The organism is Paenibacillus phytorum (genome assembly GCF_013141715.1).
GTDB classification, from domain to species: domain Bacteria; phylum Bacillota; class Bacilli; order Paenibacillales; family NBRC-103111; genus Paenibacillus_E; species Paenibacillus_E phytorum.
Window position 1 is genome coordinate 1 of sequence record NZ_WHOA01000048.1, and the last position, 18804, is coordinate 18804.

Consider the following 18804-nt stretch of genomic DNA (forward strand, 5'->3'; position numbering starts at 1 on the left):
ACGATTATTTTGATTACGCATGACTCATTGATTGCGCAGCAGGCGAAGCGGATTGTGCGGTTTCGGGATGGGCGGTTGAATGAAGTTGTTTAGTGTTTAAAAGACCGGAACTCCAAATAAGGGGGTCCGGTTTGTTTATTTTCTTTCAGTTATTCAATGTGAAATTTCAAAAAATGAGCTGACTTTAGAAAATGAACGTTCGGACGCACCGTCGCTTATGGTATTTTGAATAAATAATCAGCCATAAAAATTATTGAAGATGAAAACGATGCTTAATTGGATTTCACGTTATGGGACTAGAGAGCATGAAAAAATAGGCTGACTTATAAGTGAGATTGCTCATTTTCGGGGCAGCTTTTCTTTTTTGTTAAAGATCCAATAACATAGAAGTTTGTCATCTTGAACGGCAAAATCATATGCTTTAGGAGAACGAAAAAATGATGGAGAAATTAAAGTGTGAATTTTGATGCACTCTACAAGCATTTTAACAGGTTAAAGCGGATGTGCGTCGACACGTGTTTACTCTGTCGTACGTTTTTGCAGGATTTCTTGAATCGCACTATACTCAAAATTAAGAAAAAGGATATTATTCCCAAGGAGGCTGTGAAAATTATGAAAAAGGAAGTTTTGAGCAATAACGAAAAGCAGCAGGACTTCTTCCCGATTCATGACTTTGATTATATCGAATATTATGTCGGGAATGCCAAGCAAACAAGCTACTTTTTGAGCAAAGCTTTCGGATTTAAGACTGTTGCTTATGCCGGGTTGGAAACAGGACAGCGAGATAGAGTTTCTTATGTGTTGGAACAGAAGAAAACTCGGTTTATCGTGTCCGGTTCGTTGAAAGATGTTCATCCGATCAGCGATTTTGTGAAAAAGCATGGCGAAGGAGTAAAAGACATTGCACTTCGTGTAGAAGACGTTGAAAAGGCCTACATGGAGGCTATCTCCAGAGGGGCTATCCCAATTCAGGAGCCGCAAGTTTTTACGGATGAAAACGGAACAGTCATAAAAGCAATTATAGGAACTTACGGCGATACGGTGCATACGCTTGTTGACAGAAAGAATTACAAGGGGATTTTTATGCCTGGTTATCATCAGGTTGATCACATGATTCCTTATGAGGAAGCGGGCCTGATTGGCGTCGATCATGTTGTTGGAAATGTGGAACAGATGGAAGAGTGGGTTTCCTATTACGAAAACGTTATGGGATTTACACAAATGATTCACTTTGATGATAAGGATATCAGTACGGAGTACTCGGCGCTCATGTCGAAAGTCATGCATAACGGAGGACGCATTAAATTCCCTCTGAACGAACCGGCAACCGGAAAGCGCAAATCGCAGATTGAAGAGTTTCTTGAATTTTATAATGGCGCGGGCGTTCAGCATGTAGCGATCCTGACAAACGATATCGTGCATACCGTGCATAAGCTTCGCGCTAATGGCGTAGAATTTCTTGACACTCCGGATGCCTACTATGAAATGCTTTCCGCTCGGGTAGGTACGATCGATGAAGACATTCAAAAGCTTCAAGAAAATAAGATTCTGGTTGATCGTGATGATGAAGGATATTTATTGCAAATTTTTACAAAGCCTGTCGTAGACCGTCCTACTTTATTCTTTGAGATTATCCAGCGCAAAGGATCGAGAGGTTTCGGAGAAGGCAATTTCAAAGCATTGTTTGAATCGATTGAAAGAGAACAGGCCCGCCGTGGGAATCTATAAGCTTGATTTTTAGTAGATAAGAAAGTATGAGTTTTATACTTTTGCTTCGCATCTACCCTGACAAACGCGCTCGTCCCAGTAGGACGGCGGAGCCGTTTATCCTTGGTTGCGGATGAAAGGAGGCGCGGCGATGTACCAGAGCGTTCGGCTTTTCATGGAGAAGCTAATTGATTATGCGGGGCTTTTTCCTCCGGCAGGGCTGCCGATTGAAGCAGCAATCCGGAATTACCAAGCATATAGTCTCGATCAAGATAGCTGGATGATAGGCAAATTTATTATTCCTGTCTCACGGTTGCAAGAACTAGTCCCTTATACGCCATTGTTTTCGCAAGATCATCCACTCATGCTGTCGGTCATTGGAGATCGAAGCGGCGATGCTGATGAATGTAAGGAACTGTTGGCGGAGAGCCTCGAGAAGATTCAATCGTTCGGAGATCAATTTCAAGCAGTAGCCCAGATTAGTGTGCTCGATTTACCGCTGCCGCCGATTCCGTTACAAGCTCATCTTCTGGAGGCGATCGGAAGAGGGACTTCTAAGCTCGGGTTGCAGACATTCTGCGAATTGACATATGTGTTAAATGAGGAATGGGAATCAAGAATGATCGCTGCTTTGGATGAAATTGCTGCATATAATGAAACAAGTGGGTTGAATTTTGGTATTAAACTAAGAACCGGAGGCATTACAGCCGAAGCATTCCCTGCAGCCAATCAGGTTGCTCTTGTACTGGCAGGGTGCAGGGACAGAGATCTTTCATTGAAATTTACAGCAGGGCTGCATCATCCTTTTCGCATGTACCGTAATGAAGTTAAGACGAAGATGCATGGATTCCTTAATGTGTTTTTTGCGGGATTACTGGCTTACTCGTACAAGTTGGAGATTCAAAATATTGCGGAAATCCTTGAAGACGAGCTTCCGGAAAGCTTCAAATTTTCAAGTGACGGCTTGCATTGGAGGCATCTCTCTATGACTTTTTCTGAAATCCAGGCCTATCGCAATGAGGGATTAAGCTCTTATGGGAGCTGCAGCTTCGACGAACCGCGTAACGAGATGCGAGAATTTCAATTACTGGAGCAGAGGAGTTAAACGCATGGTCAGTTCTTTTATTCAAGTGGAGCCGGATTCGCATTTTCCTATACAAAACCTGCCATATGGTGTATTTCGCCCTCTAAAAGGCGGACTACCGCGAATCGGCGTTGCGATCGGAAAGTATGTGCTGGATCTGTCCGTACTAGACACTGCCGGCTGTTTTGACCAGATAGCTGTGTCCGGTAAAAACATTTTTAGTCAACCGTCGTTGAATGCGCTAATGTCCTTTAGCCGTCCAGTTTGGAAGGAGCTTCGGTGGGCCATTAGGCGGCTGTTGGATGCGGAAGAACCGACTTTACGGGATAATGAAGAACTGCGATCCACCGCCATATATTTTCAAAACGAGGTAGAGATGCTGCTGCCTGCAGAGATTGGCGATTATACGGACTTCTATGCTTCAAAAGACCATGCAACTAATGTTGGCATTATGTTCCGCGGTAAGGAAAATGCGCTTATGCCGAATTGGCTGCATCTGCCTGTGGGTTATCACGGGAGAGCCAGCTCTGTAGTTATCAGCGGATCGGATGTTCGCCGTCCTCAAGGACAGATGAGGCCGCCAGACTCGGCTGCGCCTATCTTCGGCTCAAGCCGTCAGCTGGACTTCGAACTGGAAATGGGCTGTCTGATAGGAACAGGGAATAAACAAGGTGTGCCGGTCTCTGTTGAAGAAGCCGAAGATTATATATTTGGACTTGTACTCGTAAACGATTGGAGCGCGCGGGATATCCAATCATGGGAATACCAGCCGTTAGGACCTTTCCTGGCTAAAAATTTCGCTACCTCCATATCGTCATGGGTCGTGCCTCTTGAAGCATTGGAGCCATTCCGCGTTCCTGCTCCGAAGCAGGATCCGGAACCACTTCCATATTTGCTACAGAACAGTCCGGGTTCTTTTAATATCCAATTAGAGGTTTATTTGCAGAGTGAATCCATGAAGCGACCGGACCGTATCTCGGCTAGTAACTTCCGCAATTTGTATTGGACGATGGCACAGCAGATCGCTCATCATACGATAGGCGGCTGTAATTTACGTCCAGGGGATTTGTTGGCTTCCGGAACGATTAGCGGCCCTGAGAAGGGATCAAGAGGCAGTATGTTGGAATTGACTTGGCGTGGGAGTGATCCGCTAGAATTGGACAATGGCGATGAACGTGTTTGGCTGGAGGATGGCGACTGTTTAACGATCACCGGCTGGTGTCAGGGAGACGGCTACAGAGTCGGTTTCGGGGAGGTAACCGGTCGTGTGCTGCCGGCAAATTACCCCACAAAGTGACGACAAGCTCTGGAGCATATTCCGATTACTTTGCGGGGGCCCCAAGTGAACCTAAGGAGGATGATAATATGCCTTTTTATCACCATATGGGCGAGATTCCCAAGAAAAGACATACGCAGTTCAGGAAACAAGACGGTTCTTTGTACCGGGAACAGGTCATGGGGACAAAGGGTTTTTCGGGCATACAGTCTATTCTTTATCATCATTCCGCTCCGACGGACATCGTTAAGGCCGATATCTATGCACCCTTTAAAATAGAGTTTGAAGAACAAGGAGCTTTGACATACAGGCACTTCCTGGCTGGACAGTACGTAGATACGGGAGATGCGGTAAACGGCAGGCACTACATGCTTGGGAATGAAGATATATTAATTTCCGTTTCCAATCCTACGCAAACCATGGATTATTATTATCGCAACGGGGACGGGGATGAATTGTTGTTTGTTCATCGAGGGACGGGAAAAGTTGAGTCTATATTTGGCACACTCAGCTACCGTCCAGGGGATTACATCGTGATTCCGGTGGGCACGATTTATCGGATCGTTCCGGAGCCAGGTGAATCTAAATTTTTAAACGTAGAAACGAATAGTTGGATAAGCACACCGAAGCGCTACCGGAACGAGCATGGACAGCTCCTGGAGCATAGCCCTTTCTGTGAGAGAGATATTCGGCTGCCTGAAACATTGGAATGCCATACGGATTTCGGCGAATATGAGGTTAGAACCAAAACCAGAGGGTATTTGCACTCCCATATCTACAACTATCATCCATTGAACGTCGTTGGTTGGGACGGCTATTTGTACCCTTATATTTTCAACATTGGAGATTTTGAACCGATTACAGGTAGAATTCATATGCCGCCACCCATTCACGAAACTTTCGCAGGGAATAACTTTGTCGTTTGCTCGTTTGTTCCGAGATTGTTTGATTACCATCCGGACTCCATTCCGTCTCCGTATTATCATAACAATGTGGACAGTGATGAAGTGCTCTACTACGTCGAAGGCAATTTTATGAGCCGCAAAGGTGTTAAGCAAGGCTCCATTACCTTGCATCCGTCAGGGATTCCTCATGGACCGCATCCAGGTAAAATTGAAGCGAGCATCGGTAAAAAAGAGACTTCAGAGTTAGCGGTTATGATTGATACCTTCCGTCCATTACGTGTGGTGAAAGGAGCTGCACAGCTAGAGGATCAAAATTATCCATACAGCTGGGTTCAAAAATAGCTAGGAAGCCCTAGGAAAGGGTTCTCCTAAAAGGATAATTGAACATAATCCGGAAAAAGGGACACTGGCGGTGTCCCGCCTACTACGTTGCTTTGTGTTCATATTGTCAAAAAATTCGACAATACAGGAGAAGATCTCGAGGATTTAATCTCGATTGGGACGATCGGATTGATCAGCAGCGTTTTGCTATTGCGAGAATGTTGGCGGGAGATCCAGCCATCATTTTGGTGGATGAGCCTACGGGAGCGTTAGACTCGAAGACAGGTGTGGAGATTTTAAACATTTTAAAGAGCTTAAATGCACAAGGTCGGACGATTATTTTGATTACGCATGACTTATTGATTGCCCAGCAGGCGAAGCGGATTGTGCGGTTTCGGGATGGGCGGTTGAATGAAGTTGTTTAGTGTTTATAAGACCGGAACTCCTCAGCTTGCATAACCAATACATCGCTGATATATAATAACGCAAACAAATGTTCTTATATAGGGGATGAATGCGTTGGCTTATCTATTGTTACCGATAGTTAACTAACAAAAGGGCTGCCGCGTTGGTAGCCCTTTACTAGCAAACAGGCAGTAGAGTGTGGAGAAAAAATGGAAACTAATTGGTGGAATGTGTGGAACATTGATGATTTGATAAGGTCATTTGACCCTAGCTTTGGATGGAAGATAGCGATATTGGCGCTTCTATCCGGTGTACGCCCTTAGGGCGATATCCTACATGTTGGCTGATGCCACAAACATCTGCTAGTAAAAAGATGATGCTAAGCCACATTTCTGTTCCTTGAAGTCCTGTTGATTCTTGTTGAACCAGCTGAAAGCTAAAACCACGCTCGTCAACCCAGAAATCCAGTACCTTCTCCAGATGACGCATTGCCCATTCTTTAATTTCCTCTTTGCGATAATCGGTTTGTTTGAGGCATAGCCATAGTGGGTGAACAACATCGAGTACATTACAAGCGTTCAGATGGTCAAAACGGAAAAACTGTTGATTTCTACTATGTGCTAGAACGGTGTCTATGGTCTTATCCGGGTAGGGCAATGGGATATCGAACTGGGCGTAGGTGGCACGAGTTAAACGATAGAAGCCATTAACGGGTTGAAGCCAGGTCTCTGCATCTGTCGGTAATCCCCATAAACCGGAAGTTCGACTAACATGCGTTTGTAGCCATCCGAACAGATCATCAGGCCGTTTTTTTGATTCAAAATGTTTGAGATTAAGGTACAAACCAGTTGCATAAGAATCGATCCAATCACCGCAACTCCATGCCTCTTTGTCCCATTCTAGAGATTCAAGCTTTTTATATAATTGCTCCGTAGTCATGTTTTCAACGACATGAATGGGATGAAGTAGGCTTGCACCAAGGACCTCTAACGCATATCCCACAGCTAGCAAATGATAGCGAGAGAGGTGGTCAGAGAGTAAATGCGGTTCGTACAGAGTAGCATCTGGGGGTGACCAAGGGTCAGGTAGTAGTCCAGTACTTGAATCCTGAAAACTTTGCAATTTTACGATCAGTTCCTCTTTCGTCCAACCGGGTGGTAATATATTAAACAAAGCTGCGATTTCAACGGCATCACAATAGGCTCTTGCAGTTCTTTTAAATCCTGGACGGTCCTGAAAAAAAGTTTCATTGGGTGTAGAAACTAAGTAATGGCGAAGTAAGGGATCAAGTTGTTTTTTCACTTTGTTGCCGAAGTTCTGCAATTTATTCTCTATCGGCTGTTTGTCCGAATTCAATGGTGCTTCGTTGTTAAGCCTGCTGCGAATGACCTTAGCTGGATTTCCCCCGACGATACTATAATCGGGAACATCTTTTGTTACGATAGCACCGGCGGCAATGATTGAATGTGATCCAATTCGTACCCCGTCGAGAATGACCACATTAGCTCCTATCCAAACATCATCACCAATATGAATACCTTTCGAAGTACAAGGTTGCTTGAAAATAGGTTGATGAGTGGTTTCGTAACCATGATTAAATCCATAAATGCTTGCATGCGATGCAATTCTTACACCGTCACCCATTGAGACTTTTCCTGTTACAACCGCATAAGAATTAATGCTACAATCTGCTCCCATAATAAGTGAAGTATTACGAACTATGGCTCCTCCAGCTATGTAACTACGGTCTCCCATTTGGAATTCATCCGGAAAAAAGATAGCCTGTGGAGAAACGAAGCAATTTTTACCGAAGCTGCAGGAGTAAGTCTCTGCTAAACGTTGCTGTATTTGTTCTTGTTCATGACTTTCTATTTCGGTTTTTGTTATCCAAGGCATATAATCTATCTCACGATATTTAGCTTGATTCCGATCCATGTAAGTCCACTCCTATCCTTGCTTTCATTGTCAAACTCACCTTTAGCTTACCACCTAATCAGAACCATAGACATGGAATTAAGTATATAAAACTTGTCAAAAACGCCTTTATAGCCTAAGCTCAATCTATCATTAATTTGATAGACAATAAGGAGCCTACATGGAAGAAAAATTAAATAATATGGCAATCCGTATTCATTGGATCAACGATAAGCAGACTCCTCCTGAATGGAGAGATATTCGGAAAAACGTTGGAGTTCATAGCTTTTATTGGATTCGTGAAGGAAAAGGGACATTCCGAACAGAAGAGAAAATTTCGATTGAATCCGGCATGCTGTTATATTTAAAACCAGGTTTAGAGATGACCATGGAAGGTGATCGAGACAATCCGCTGCGAATTACAATGGTACTGCTGTCACTTATATCCGTTACGATGATTTCTCAAGGAGCGTATGAGGTAACTGATCTTCCAGAATTAGAACTGCCATTCATGTTGAAGTGTGAGGACAGTATGGCTAAAAAATATGACAACCTATTCAAAGAGCTATCGGAGGGATGGGTTCCTGGGCAGCTTGAGAGTGAGTTTTTGACCAAATCAATGTTATATAATCTTTTGTATGAATTGCATAAGCAAAATAGCCCCGAACATATACGTACAACTTCGGCCTTAAGTATGTATATCAAAGTGAAGGATGAGTTGGATCGGAATTATAGAGAGGATATTCGATTACATGAACTAGCTGATCGATATCAAATTTCAATTTCATATCTTCGCAGTCTTTTCCAAAAGCATACAGGAAAGAGTCCCAAAAGCTATTTGAAAGATGTACGCAATGAACATGCCAAGAAGCAATTACTATATACAGAGTTGACGGTGAAAGAGATTGCAGAAAACTGCGGATATGCGGATGAGTTTCATTTTAGCAAAAGCTTTAAGCAATCTAATGGCATGCCACCCAAGCAATTTAGAAATAAAAGAGGATTGGATTGAATTCATGGGATGGAGCAATCGTTGGAAAGGGAAATAGCTTTATTTAAATGGAAGCAGTATGTAAAACTTTTCAACAGATAGGATTTCCTGAATATGGTATTATGGTTCCGGTGATATCGCTTTGTTTTACGAACCCAGAGGCATTGAAACATTTATATAAGGAATTCCAATCCAAAGGTGTAGAAATACTCAATGGGCCTCATTGGTCCGAAGGTTGGAGTGAAATGAGCATCCGTGATAATAATGGTTACTGCATCGCTTTCGGTGCATAAACTCAGTTTGGACATCAACTAACGAGGAAGTATGAGAAGTTCTGCTACAAGCGCCTAACAGCGTGAAAAGCAGGAGACTACAATGAGTAATCTTAACTTTACAGCCGAGGATGGAGCTGCCGAGAGGTAGCTCTTTGTTTATGCTACCAGACAGTTGTGAAGTGAATTTACGTTGCTTCGTGTTCACAACCTCAAAAAATTCGACAACACAGGGGAAGATCTCGAGGATTTGATCTCGATTGGGACGATTGGATTGATTAAAGCGATCGAGTCGTTCTCGCCGAACAAAGGAACCAAGCTGGCGACGTTTGCGGCTCGTTGTATCGAGAACGAGATCTTGATGCATCTGCGTTCATTGAAGAAAACGCGTAAAGATGTTTCCCTGCATGATCCCATCGGAACGGACAAGAGGGGAATGAAATTACGCTCATCGACATTCTCGGTACGGAAGCTGATGACGTAGTGGATAAGGTGCAGCTCAAGATAGAGAAGAGCAAAATATATCGTAATCTGGAAATCTTGGACGATCGCGAGAAGGAAGTCGTCGTTGGCCGGTTTGGTCTGGAACTTGGCGGGGAAGAGCGGACGCAAAGGGAAATTGCGAAGGAGCTCGGCATCAAGGCTGAGGTTTTGGCCGACCCTTCTTTCGTCCATTTCCCCATCCCTTTTTTCCTAGCCGTTTCTTGTTCCCGTTCTTCTTCTTTACCCCATTTTTCTTTCTCTTCTTTAGAGACGGAGAATCGGATGATATGTTATTTCGGGCAGCACCAAGTCCAATCTGGGGACACGTTAGCTTCAATAGGACACAAATATAACATTCTGCATACCATTCTAGAGGAAGCTAACTCGCATCTCAAATATGATGTGTCAAAAGAGTTATTCGGAAATGCCAACAACTGCAACTCCGAATATGCCTCAGCCGCGGGTCAATTGGCAATATCAAGAAAGCTTCGCTTGTTATACGAGATCATTGTCCCCAACCAGCCCAAACCTAATTTGGTACTAATAGAACAGTTCTAACCATATTCTAATAAATAATAAATGAAAACAATAAGAAGGGGTGTAAAGTTAGTTGATGAAAGTTAAGGTTAGTTTACGGCCCATTGTAAGTAAGATAAATCTGCCCACTGTTTTGAAAACAACTATACTTCCAGGTGACTCAATTGAAAGATTATTTATTGCAACCCAGGTAGGAGAGATCTTTTACATAGGAAACGGAGTTATAAGGACTTTTTTAGATATTCGCCAACGAATCATAAAACTAGGTGTCTCTAGTGGTGGATATGATGAACGGGGATTACTAGGGCTAGCATTTCATCCCGAATTTTATTATAACGGTCTGTTTTATCTCCATTATTCAGTAGCTGGAACCCAAGGTCCAGGTGCTCTTCCAGGTGCTTTTGAATCTTTTAAGCCTAACCCGTGTGATCCCAGAACCTTAAACCTAAGGTGGATAAATAGAGAAACTCACTATGATCATATTGATACTGTTGAAGAATGGATTTTGCAATCGAATGGTCAACCTCAAAAACGGCGGACATTACTTAATATAAGAAGACCATTTTTAAATCATAATGGTGTCAATAGCTTAAACTTTTCACCTGAAACTGGAAAACTTGTTTTAACAACCGGAGACGGCGGATCAGGCTATGATCCATTTAATTTAAGCCAAGATGATATGGAAATAGCCGGTAAAATAATTGAAATTGATGTAGTTAAGAATACATCTATCGATAATCCACCCGTAGTCACACGGTTTAATGAACTTCCCGTACCTATTCAGGAAACGCTTACGGTAATTGCCAAAGGGGTTCGCAATATACCAGGAATTTCTTTTCAAAAGTTTTATAATCAGTATATCAAATATGTGGGAAATGTTGGACAGGATCTCGTAGAGTCGATTTTTTCATTCGTTCATTATAAACCAATACCGGTTACTCAGCTTATTCAAGCTTTTTTAATGAATTCTGAACCTGACCAAGAAGGATTTATTAACTTTGGCTGGCGAGGGTGGGAAGGTGCTTTTCCTACTTCGATTATAAGGGGCTGCTCTGCAAATCCGGCTTTGGATGAGAAAACAACTGCTTATTACGATGAAGCAATAAAAACTTTAGTAGGGCGTCTTCAGCCTTTAACTAGTTATTTTCATAAAGATCCCCGACCCGATAAGTTTGGAGGAACTGCACTTACGGGCGTTCAGACATATATGGGGAATGGAATCCCCGATTTAACGGGAAGCGTTGTGTTTGCCGATCTTGCCCGGAATGAAGAATCTCAATCTCCGGTTAGAGGTGTTTTAGCTTATACCAGGGTAGGAACAGATTGTAAACTAAATGATTTTAGTGTTATTGAAACCGATTACAATTTTGGATCTCAATCAGCTTACTATGTTAGTTTGGGAACGAATCTGGATCAAACCAGACTATATTTAGGGGTTTATGGCTCTATGAAAGTGACTGATTTTAACCAAGGTACTATTTTTGAAATTGTTCCATAATTCATAACTATAAAATTCGACTTAATAATCGCATTCGGCACATGCCATAACTCTCCATACGCATCATCTGTTTCTCCTTGGAACTCTCGATCTTTGTCGGTGGACAAGAACATATATCCATGGCCGTTTTTGGACAAGAACATATATGCTTTCCTGCAAATAAACGACAAAGAAGAAGTGTTCAAAAACGACAATTCGGCAGCGACATTGCTCAACGGGCAGCATTCCTATAATGAGAAAATACGATTGGGTCTAGGGATGATGCTAGGCTGCAGCTTGAGTAACCCATTTTTAGCCAACAACCTCCAGCATTACGGAGGTTGTTGCTATTTTTATCCATCGATACAATGCTTGTAACAAAAATGAGATCGCAATCGTTTCTATTTCGAATAAAAAATAGAAGAGTCAAAAGAAAGCAAAGTAAATAATAGATATACAAATGTCATGAACGGAGAGTGGTTTGACCAATCGTACAGATTTTATAATAAAGTGGAGGGGGCAAGATATGGGCGGAGTAAACTCCATTAGTTTCTTGCTCGTTAGTCTATAATTTATCTCTCTTATGACCGCTGATTGATGTGACGGCAGCGAGATTTATTACGCAAGAAGTGGTCTACGCGGATGGCCAATCGGAAAAGAACAATACTTGGGAATCCCTATACAAGGAGATAGGGATCAACTGGAAATTAGGGATCAACTGGAAATATGATTGGATCGTGAAGGGGATCCATGACCTTAATTTTCAGAATCTTAGATTAATTCTATAAATTCGTTGAAACCCTTGAAGGCCTTCTGCGGAATCATTTTATCCTCGATAAAAACGTTTATCGTTTTTATAAATATTAAAATTGAAGAGGAGAGTGTGATTATGAAAGCAAAACAAAAAAAACATCTAGCTGTCATTTTGGCATCATTACTAGCCATGGGTGCGATACCAGGTATCGTAAATGCCGGTGGCGATGCTCTACCCCCTCGTGCTGGTGAACAGGGCTACAAGGGTAAAAACCAGCCGGTTTATCATGGATACCGAAAACAAAATATCTTGAATTGGACTCCTGAAACAGACGAATTTTATGAATTTATGAGAGCAAAAGTACCGCTTCAGAATCGTAATGAAGCTTTTAAGCCAACGCAGGCAAACCCCAAATTGGATCAAGAAGTTCAATACCTAAACTTGACAAGCGACTATGGTGATGAGTTTTTCAATCCGACAGTGTATAATGATCAATTTGCACAAAATCTATTCAACTTTTGGCAGTATGTGGATTATACAGCATCTTGGCATGGTGTAGTTACAAATCCGACGCCGGATTCGTTGTACAATCCCGAGGCAGATTGGTGGCAGCGTGAATATGAGTTTGGCGTGTTAAATATTCCAAACCCGGCATACACAAATGCCGCTCACAAGAACGGCGTTAAATCTATAAGTTGTATTTTCTTCCCGAGATCGGAGCATACGGAAGATTATGTTTATAAAGATAGTAATGGAAGATTCCCTATGGCTGATAAATTAGTTGAAATGGCTAAATATTACGGCTTTGACGGGTACTTTGTGAATGCCGAAGAAGCACTGGCTGGCAGCTTTATGCCCGTTTATCAAGAGTTCATTCGTGCAATGACATCTCAAGGTCTATATGTTAATGTTTACGCTTCCAATCTGTATGGTCAAACCAATCAAAGCATGTGGGGGCGAATTAACTACTCTAATAAAGATGCAAAACAGTTTAGCAACTGGGTTAAAAATCCTTCAGATACGACTATTGCCGCCAATTCCTTGTATATGAATCCGGACCCGAGTAAAGCAATGGTAGACGGTTCGATTGCAACCATGAAGGCATTAGGTTTAGACCCAAGAAATACTGTATTTAATACACTTGAAGCAGGTCAAACAGGATTCAGCGGAACACGCGGGGCATTATACAACACTTATGATGAAAATTTAGTACCAAGAACAGGCATAGCTTCTCTGGGCAGTTCAACGGTTTTTGAGCATCTGGATGAACAACTCTTTGGTCATTCAGGTCCCAATAGGTACACTGAAAATAGACGCGCAAACCCTGATTATTACAAATATGTTGCCGCAAGAGAAAGAACATGGTGGTCAGGTGCTGCAGATGCTCCTACATATGACGCGGGAAAAGGGACGCTTGCTTCAGCTGGCATGACACAGGATCAATTGTTGGATGCTGTTCTAAATGCTACTCCAGACCCTGTCAAAACAGCCAATGATCCTAATCGCGGAAAACCAAACGTAGGTAAAAACTATAAGACATGGCCGGGTCTGGCAGCATACATTTCTGAAAGATCCGTCATTGATGGTTCAAATTTCTATACGAACTTTAATACCGGACATGGCATGCAATATTTTGTAGACGGTGAAGTTTCGAATGATAACCAATGGGCTAACATCAATATCCAGGATATTCTCCCAACATGGCAATGGCGGATCGACACGGACGGTACCCGTTTAAAAGTCGATTTCGACTATGGCAAGAAATATAGTGCGGGATATGATTATACTCAGCTTGGCGGATATGATGGCGGCAGCTCTCTGGCAATCTTTGGGGATTTGGATGCAACTAACTTTATTTCTTTGTACAAAACAAAATTAGACATTAAAGCGGAATCAAAATTAAACATTACATTCAACAAACCATCCGTTACCGATGCAAGCAGCGTTAAAGTCGGATTGATTTTTGAAGATGATCCAGCAAAAGTCGAGTACATTGAAATTCCAAGCGGAGCAAATAAAACTACACAAGGATGGGTTCAAAAAAATCTGGACTTGTCCCAATTTGCGGGTAAAACATTGGCAGCCTTCGGACTGTCTTTCACCCCAGAACAAGGAACGATTGAGGATTATCAATTTAACGTTGGTGAAATTAACATTACCGATGGTACAGTAGTTAAGCCTGCTGCTCCAACCGGATTAAAAATCGATAAATCTTTTGATTCTTCCGAAATGTATATTTCCTGGAATTTGGAAGATTACAACAAAGTACAACAATACAATGTGTATGCGGAATATGAGCATGGCAAAGAAATATTCTTAGGCGGAACCTATGATGACAGATTTTATATTAAGTCTTTATATGATCCGAAAGGTACTGTGAAAATCAAAGTTAAAGCTGTTGGGGCTGATGGAAGAGAAGGCAATGCAGCAGTAGTAGAAAAAGATTTCTCGAATACTGTAAAAAATATCCAGACAGTGGAAAATGTCGGTTCTGTTGATGTAACTTGGGAAACTCCGGCGGTTAAATACGAACAAGCAAAAGTAGACGTAACATTGAACTACTCCGTAACACAAAATGTATATTCAACGACTGTGGCAAAAGGAACCAATGCAGTGAAAGTTGAAGTTCCAATTGCAGACGGAAGTACATATACAGTTAGAATTTCATTGCTAGACGACAAGGGTAAGGTAGTTACTTATGCAGATGATACAGGCGTATTTAAAGATGATCATTCCGACGTGTATGAGGGAACAGCAACATTTTTTGGAGTTCAAAAAGTTAAACTATCAGGGCCAACATCCAATGACTGGTGGCATTTATATGCATGGCAGAACGGTAAACCGATCACATTCAATGGAAAAGCATATGCTATTAGAGGTGTTGACGATCTAAGATCACTCAGCGTTCTAGGAAGCTCTGGCGTTATTGAGGTTGTTTTGGAAGATTTTAATGGCAATAAGTCTAAGCCTGTACAAGTTCCATTTGGAAGTTTGGGCGAATAAGTTTTTAAGTTCGGTTGAAAAAGCGCTTGAGGCCAAATGTCCCAAGCGCTTCTTCTTTTTTTGAAGAGGAAAGGCCGACACCATGTTCAAGCGTGTTCTCAATTGCAAAGAGAACTCGCTTTTTTTAACTGCTGATCTGAAAAATAAGTTCCGTTGTTAAATGGAACATGCTATAAATGTAGAGACAACTACTAAATAAGGAAAATTTAACAAAAGGTGTGATGCTAACTTGCTTAAATTAAACGCGGTTCGTCCATTCAACATCTTCTCCAAGCTCGTTATCGCGCTCTTGCTAGTGATGATTCCGATTTACGGCATTAGTCTGTATATGAATCAAACCGCAGAGGAGAACGTTCATAACGAGCTGTCGCAGTCGGTTGTTTCCAGCGTCCACTTTTACCTCAGCTCTTTCGAAGCAGAAATGCAGCGGCTCATGAGGTTAAATAAAGAGTTGATTTTTGACGACGAATTTCAGAAAATACGGACGATTTCCGATGCGATGGACGATTACACCCGTTCTCAAACAATTTTAAGCGTGAAAAATAAATTGCACCTTTTAAAGACTTCCAGTTCTTTTGTGGATGATGTCAAAGTGTATATCCCTGCGCTGGACAGAGGCATTTTCGCCAACAGCTTCGACAATCATATCCCTGATGATGAGCTGGGTGTGCTGCAAAAGTCGTTGAGCCAATACGGTACTCCGTTTACATTTTGGAACAATCGCCTGCTGCTAAGCGAAGTGTATCCGTTGCCGATTTATCATTTGGAAACGTCGATTGCGCTTGGCGTCGTATTATCGAAGGAGCAGATTCAGCATTCGCTCGCTCAGATCAGCCAAGTGAAAGATTCCGGCGCTTCATTCATTAATCTGAAGCAGAATTGGATTGTTACCGACGGGAAAAGCAACGAACCGATATTATCGGCATTGAAGGAGTTCGTCTCCGAGCCCCGGTTCAAAGACAAGGCAAGCGGACAAGAAAGCGTGACGGTTCGAGGGGTAAAATATTTGTTCACGTTTGAATATTCAAAATTGCTGGATACTTATTTGACGGTTAATGTGCCGGAAGATCAGGTGCTCGGACCGCTCGGCAAATACCGGACGTTATTTTGGTTGCTCTCGCTCATGTCGACCGTTGTCATCATTGCGTTTTCTTATTGGATATTCCGCCTCATCCATCAGCCACTGAAACGGCTCATCACATCTTTTCGCAAGGTGGAGAAGGGCGATCTGCAAGTCGAGATTCACCATCATCACCAAGATGAGTTTTATTACTTGTACGAGCAGTTCAATGCTATGGTTCGGCAGTTGAACCTGTTGATCCAGGAAGTTTACGAGGAACGAATCCGCTCCCAGCAATCGGAGCTGAAGCAGCTGCAATCGCAGATCAATCCGCACTTTCTATACAACAGCTTTTTCATTCTGCAGGGACTGGTCCGAATGAACGACAATCTGTCAGCAGAGAAAATGATGCAGCACCTTGGGGACTACTTCCAATTTATTACGAGAACAGGAACTGAGATGGTTACGTTGGAGCAGGAAGTCAGCCATGCGCAGTCGTACATGGAAATTCAATCAATGCGTTTTTTCAGGCAAATCGAAGTGGATTGGGGATCGGTGCCGGAATTATACAAAACGATGCAAGTTCCCCGTCTTTTTTTGCAGCCGATTATAGAAAACGCTTATGTTCACGGATTGGAAGACAAAGCCGAAGGCGGAAGGTTGATTGTTCAGTTTGCCCAAAATAACGATTATCTGCTGATCGTCGTGGAGGATAATGGCGACAATCTGCACGACGATACATTAGCGAGTTTACATAATCAGCTTCGTTCCAAGCAACCAGTGAAGGAATCAACCGCTATATTCAATGTTCATCGCCGCCTTCAATTAAAATATGGCGAGAAGTACGGTCTATCGGTCTCAAGAGGAATTTTGGGGGGCATGCGGATTGAGTTGAAGCTCGCTTACCCGAAGGAGGATCATGATGTATAGCTTGCTTGTCGTAGATAACGAACCAATTATTGTGGAAAGCATCCTCGATATGTTTGCGCGAACGGATGCGCTCGATTTGGAAGTGTATGGAGCTTATTCGTCTACCGAAGCGCTGAAACTGCTCACAACGACCAAAATTGACGTCGTTCTGACGGATATTCGGATGCCGGGAATGAGCGGAATCGAGCTGCACCGCGAAATTATCAAGCATTGGCCGTGGTGCAAAGTCATTTTCTTATCGGGATATAACGATTTCGATTTCATTCAGGAAGTGATGCGCAACGGCGGCGTCGATTATTTGCTGAAAACGGAGGGCAACCAAGCCATTATCCGGGCCGTGCAAAAGGCAGTTCAAGCTTTATCCGATGCGATTGAGGTGGAAAATCTCATTCATAAGTCGAAGAAGCAGATGCAAATGATTCAGCCGTACTTGCAAAAAGAATTGCTGTGGGGACTTGTGCAGGGAGAGCCTCACGCGCTGCAAACGATGCACGATCAGTTCCGCGAAATGAACATCCCGTTAAGTTCTGCGAAACCGACGATTGTCGTCATCGGAAGAATCGACCAATGGAGCGAAACCGCCAGTTCTGTCGACAAATCATTGCTGTTGTTTGCTGTGCAAAACATAGCCGAAGAATACTTCTCTCAATCAACAAATCTTGTTTCTTTCGATTTCGCGCAAAAGACGAAACTGGTGTGGCTGATCCAGACGAAAGAAGCGTCTGACAGCGCCATCGATTCCTCTTCGACCGAAATTCGCGGGCGTATGGTCGCTTTTGTCAAAGGAGCGGTGGAAATGATTCAGCATACGTGCAAGCAGTTAATAAAGCTGAACGTTTCCTTTGCGGTCGGAACGACATATCGGGACTGGAATCACGTATCCGAACAATTTGAACATTTGCAGCTGCTGATGAGCCGTGGCCTCGGGCTTGGACACGAGCTGCTGCTGCTCGAGCAGCAAGCTGCGGATATGGATCCGCACGCCATTGACCGCGAGCTCCGAAAGCAAATGAATAAGCTGAATTTACTGCAATCACTTCTCGACAATGGCCAGAAGGAGCAGTTTTTCTACGAATACGGCAGCATCATGAAAGCCGTCGCGATGACCGCACCACAGTCGAATCCGGTTAAAATGGAAGTTTATTTTACGCTCATCTCGATTTTTTTATCTTATATGAACCGTTGGGGCGTGCAGGAGGAAATCGGCAAGCAGACAAATCTTGGCAAAATGACGATGCTGGACTGCCAAGCCTCCTGGGAGGAAGTCGTCGATTATTTCTATGCACTCGCGAACCGCTTGTTCGATCAAAAAATGTCAGTCCAAGGTTTTCAGCAGAACGATGTGATTCGCCAAGTCCAACAATATGTGAAGCAGAACCTCGCTGGAGATCTTTCCCTGAATCGGATTGGCGATGTCGTTGGCCATAATCCGTCCTATTTGTCGCGGTTGTATAAGCAAATTGCAAGCGAAGGCTTGTCCGACTACATTATGGCTGCGCGTTTGAGCAAAGCGAAAGAGCTTCTACGGGAGAACAAATTGAAAATCCACGAAATTTCCAAGGCTGTAGGCTTTTTATCGGAGCAATCCTTTTACCGTTTTTTCCGCAAAGCTGTAGAGCTGACGCCTCAAGAGTATCGGGAGCGCGCCATCATGTCAACAGATGCGACTGAAAAGTAAAAATAGG

10 protein-coding genes and 3 pseudogenes are annotated in these 18804 nt (G+C 42.9%); 12 read left to right on the forward strand and 1 reads right to left on the reverse strand.

Translation table 11 applies throughout. The features are described 5' to 3' along the window. Positions 1-612 precede the first annotated feature (612 nt). The 5 genes and pseudogenes from hppD to GC098_RS07365 form a co-directional block, all read left to right on the forward strand. Entirely contained in the window at positions 613-1728 is a 1116-nt protein-coding gene (gene hppD, locus GC098_RS07345) for a 4-hydroxyphenylpyruvate dioxygenase (RefSeq protein WP_171642404.1), read from the forward strand. 112 nt (positions 1729-1840) lie between these two features. Further along, positions 1841-2812, forward strand: coding sequence for a hypothetical protein (locus GC098_RS07350; protein WP_246358481.1), 972 nt, complete (start codon positions 1841-1843; stop codon positions 2810-2812). A 4-nt stretch (positions 2813-2816) separates the two neighbouring features. Then, positions 2817-4088, forward strand: coding sequence for a fumarylacetoacetase (fahA, locus tag GC098_RS07355; RefSeq protein ID WP_171642406.1), 1272 nt, complete (start codon positions 2817-2819; stop codon positions 4086-4088). 68 nt (positions 4089-4156) lie between these two features. Next, positions 4157-5314, forward strand: coding sequence for a homogentisate 1,2-dioxygenase (locus GC098_RS07360; protein ID WP_171642407.1), 1158 nt, complete (start codon positions 4157-4159; stop codon positions 5312-5314). A gap of 173 nt (positions 5315-5487) precedes the next feature. Further along, positions 5488-5718: pseudogene (locus GC098_RS07365) on the forward strand (macrolide ABC transporter ATP-binding protein); the annotation flags it as partial. A 1345-nt stretch (positions 5719-7063) separates the two neighbouring features. Here GC098_RS07365 and GC098_RS41465 read toward each other — a convergent pair. After that, positions 7064-7234 (reverse strand): annotated as a pseudogene (locus GC098_RS41465) (DapH/DapD/GlmU-related protein); the annotation flags it as partial. 559 nt (positions 7235-7793) lie between these two features. On the opposite strand from GC098_RS41465, the gene GC098_RS07375 reads away from it, so the two are divergent. From GC098_RS07375 to GC098_RS07410, 7 genes and pseudogenes are all read left to right on the forward strand, one after another. Further along, positions 7794-8624: a helix-turn-helix domain-containing protein gene (locus GC098_RS07375; protein WP_171642409.1), complete on the forward strand. Its 831-nt coding sequence runs from the start codon at positions 7794-7796 to the stop codon at positions 8622-8624. A gap of 47 nt (positions 8625-8671) precedes the next feature. Beyond that, entirely contained in the window at positions 8672-8896 is a 225-nt protein-coding gene (locus GC098_RS07380; RefSeq protein ID WP_171642410.1) for a hypothetical protein, read from the forward strand. A gap of 175 nt (positions 8897-9071) precedes the next feature. Next, positions 9072-9514, forward strand: a pseudogene (locus GC098_RS07385) (sigma-70 family RNA polymerase sigma factor); the annotation flags it as partial. A 454-nt stretch (positions 9515-9968) separates the two neighbouring features. Beyond that, positions 9969-11393, forward strand: coding sequence for a PQQ-dependent sugar dehydrogenase (locus tag GC098_RS07395; protein ID WP_171642411.1), 1425 nt, complete (start codon positions 9969-9971; stop codon positions 11391-11393). A gap of 868 nt (positions 11394-12261) precedes the next feature. Beyond that, entirely contained in the window at positions 12262-15129 is a 2868-nt protein-coding gene (locus GC098_RS07400) for an endo-beta-N-acetylglucosaminidase (RefSeq protein WP_171642412.1), read from the forward strand. A gap of 229 nt (positions 15130-15358) precedes the next feature. Continuing rightward, positions 15359-17119: a sensor histidine kinase gene (locus GC098_RS07405; protein WP_171642414.1), complete on the forward strand. Its 1761-nt coding sequence runs from the start codon at positions 15359-15361 to the stop codon at positions 17117-17119. Further along, positions 17109-18797: a response regulator transcription factor gene (locus GC098_RS07410; RefSeq protein WP_216625190.1), complete on the forward strand. Its 1689-nt coding sequence runs from the start codon at positions 17109-17111 to the stop codon at positions 18795-18797. The genes GC098_RS07405 and GC098_RS07410 overlap by 11 nt, the downstream gene beginning before the upstream one ends. Positions 18798-18804 lie beyond the last annotated feature (7 nt).

What these genes read in the sequence shown, in the direction of transcription:
- GC098_RS07380 (WP_171642410.1), top strand. Translation starts at nt 8,672, where the DNA reads ATGGAAGCAGTATGTAAAACTTTTCAACAGATAGGATTTCCTGAATAT.
- GC098_RS07350 (WP_246358481.1), top strand. Translation starts at nt 1,841, where the DNA reads ATGAAAGGAGGCGCGGCGATGTACCAGAGCGTTCGGCTTTTCATGGAG.
- GC098_RS07360 (WP_171642407.1), top strand. Translation starts at nt 4,157, where the DNA reads ATGCCTTTTTATCACCATATGGGCGAGATTCCCAAGAAAAGACATACG.
- hppD (WP_171642404.1), top strand. Translation starts at nt 613, where the DNA reads ATGAAAAAGGAAGTTTTGAGCAATAACGAAAAGCAGCAGGACTTCTTC.
- fahA (WP_171642406.1), top strand. Translation starts at nt 2,817, where the DNA reads ATGGTCAGTTCTTTTATTCAAGTGGAGCCGGATTCGCATTTTCCTATA.
- GC098_RS07400 (WP_171642412.1), top strand. Translation starts at nt 12,262, where the DNA reads ATGAAAGCAAAACAAAAAAAACATCTAGCTGTCATTTTGGCATCATTA.
- GC098_RS07375 (WP_171642409.1), top strand. Translation starts at nt 7,794, where the DNA reads ATGGAAGAAAAATTAAATAATATGGCAATCCGTATTCATTGGATCAAC.
- GC098_RS07410 (WP_216625190.1), top strand. Translation starts at nt 17,109, where the DNA reads ATGATGTATAGCTTGCTTGTCGTAGATAACGAACCAATTATTGTGGAA.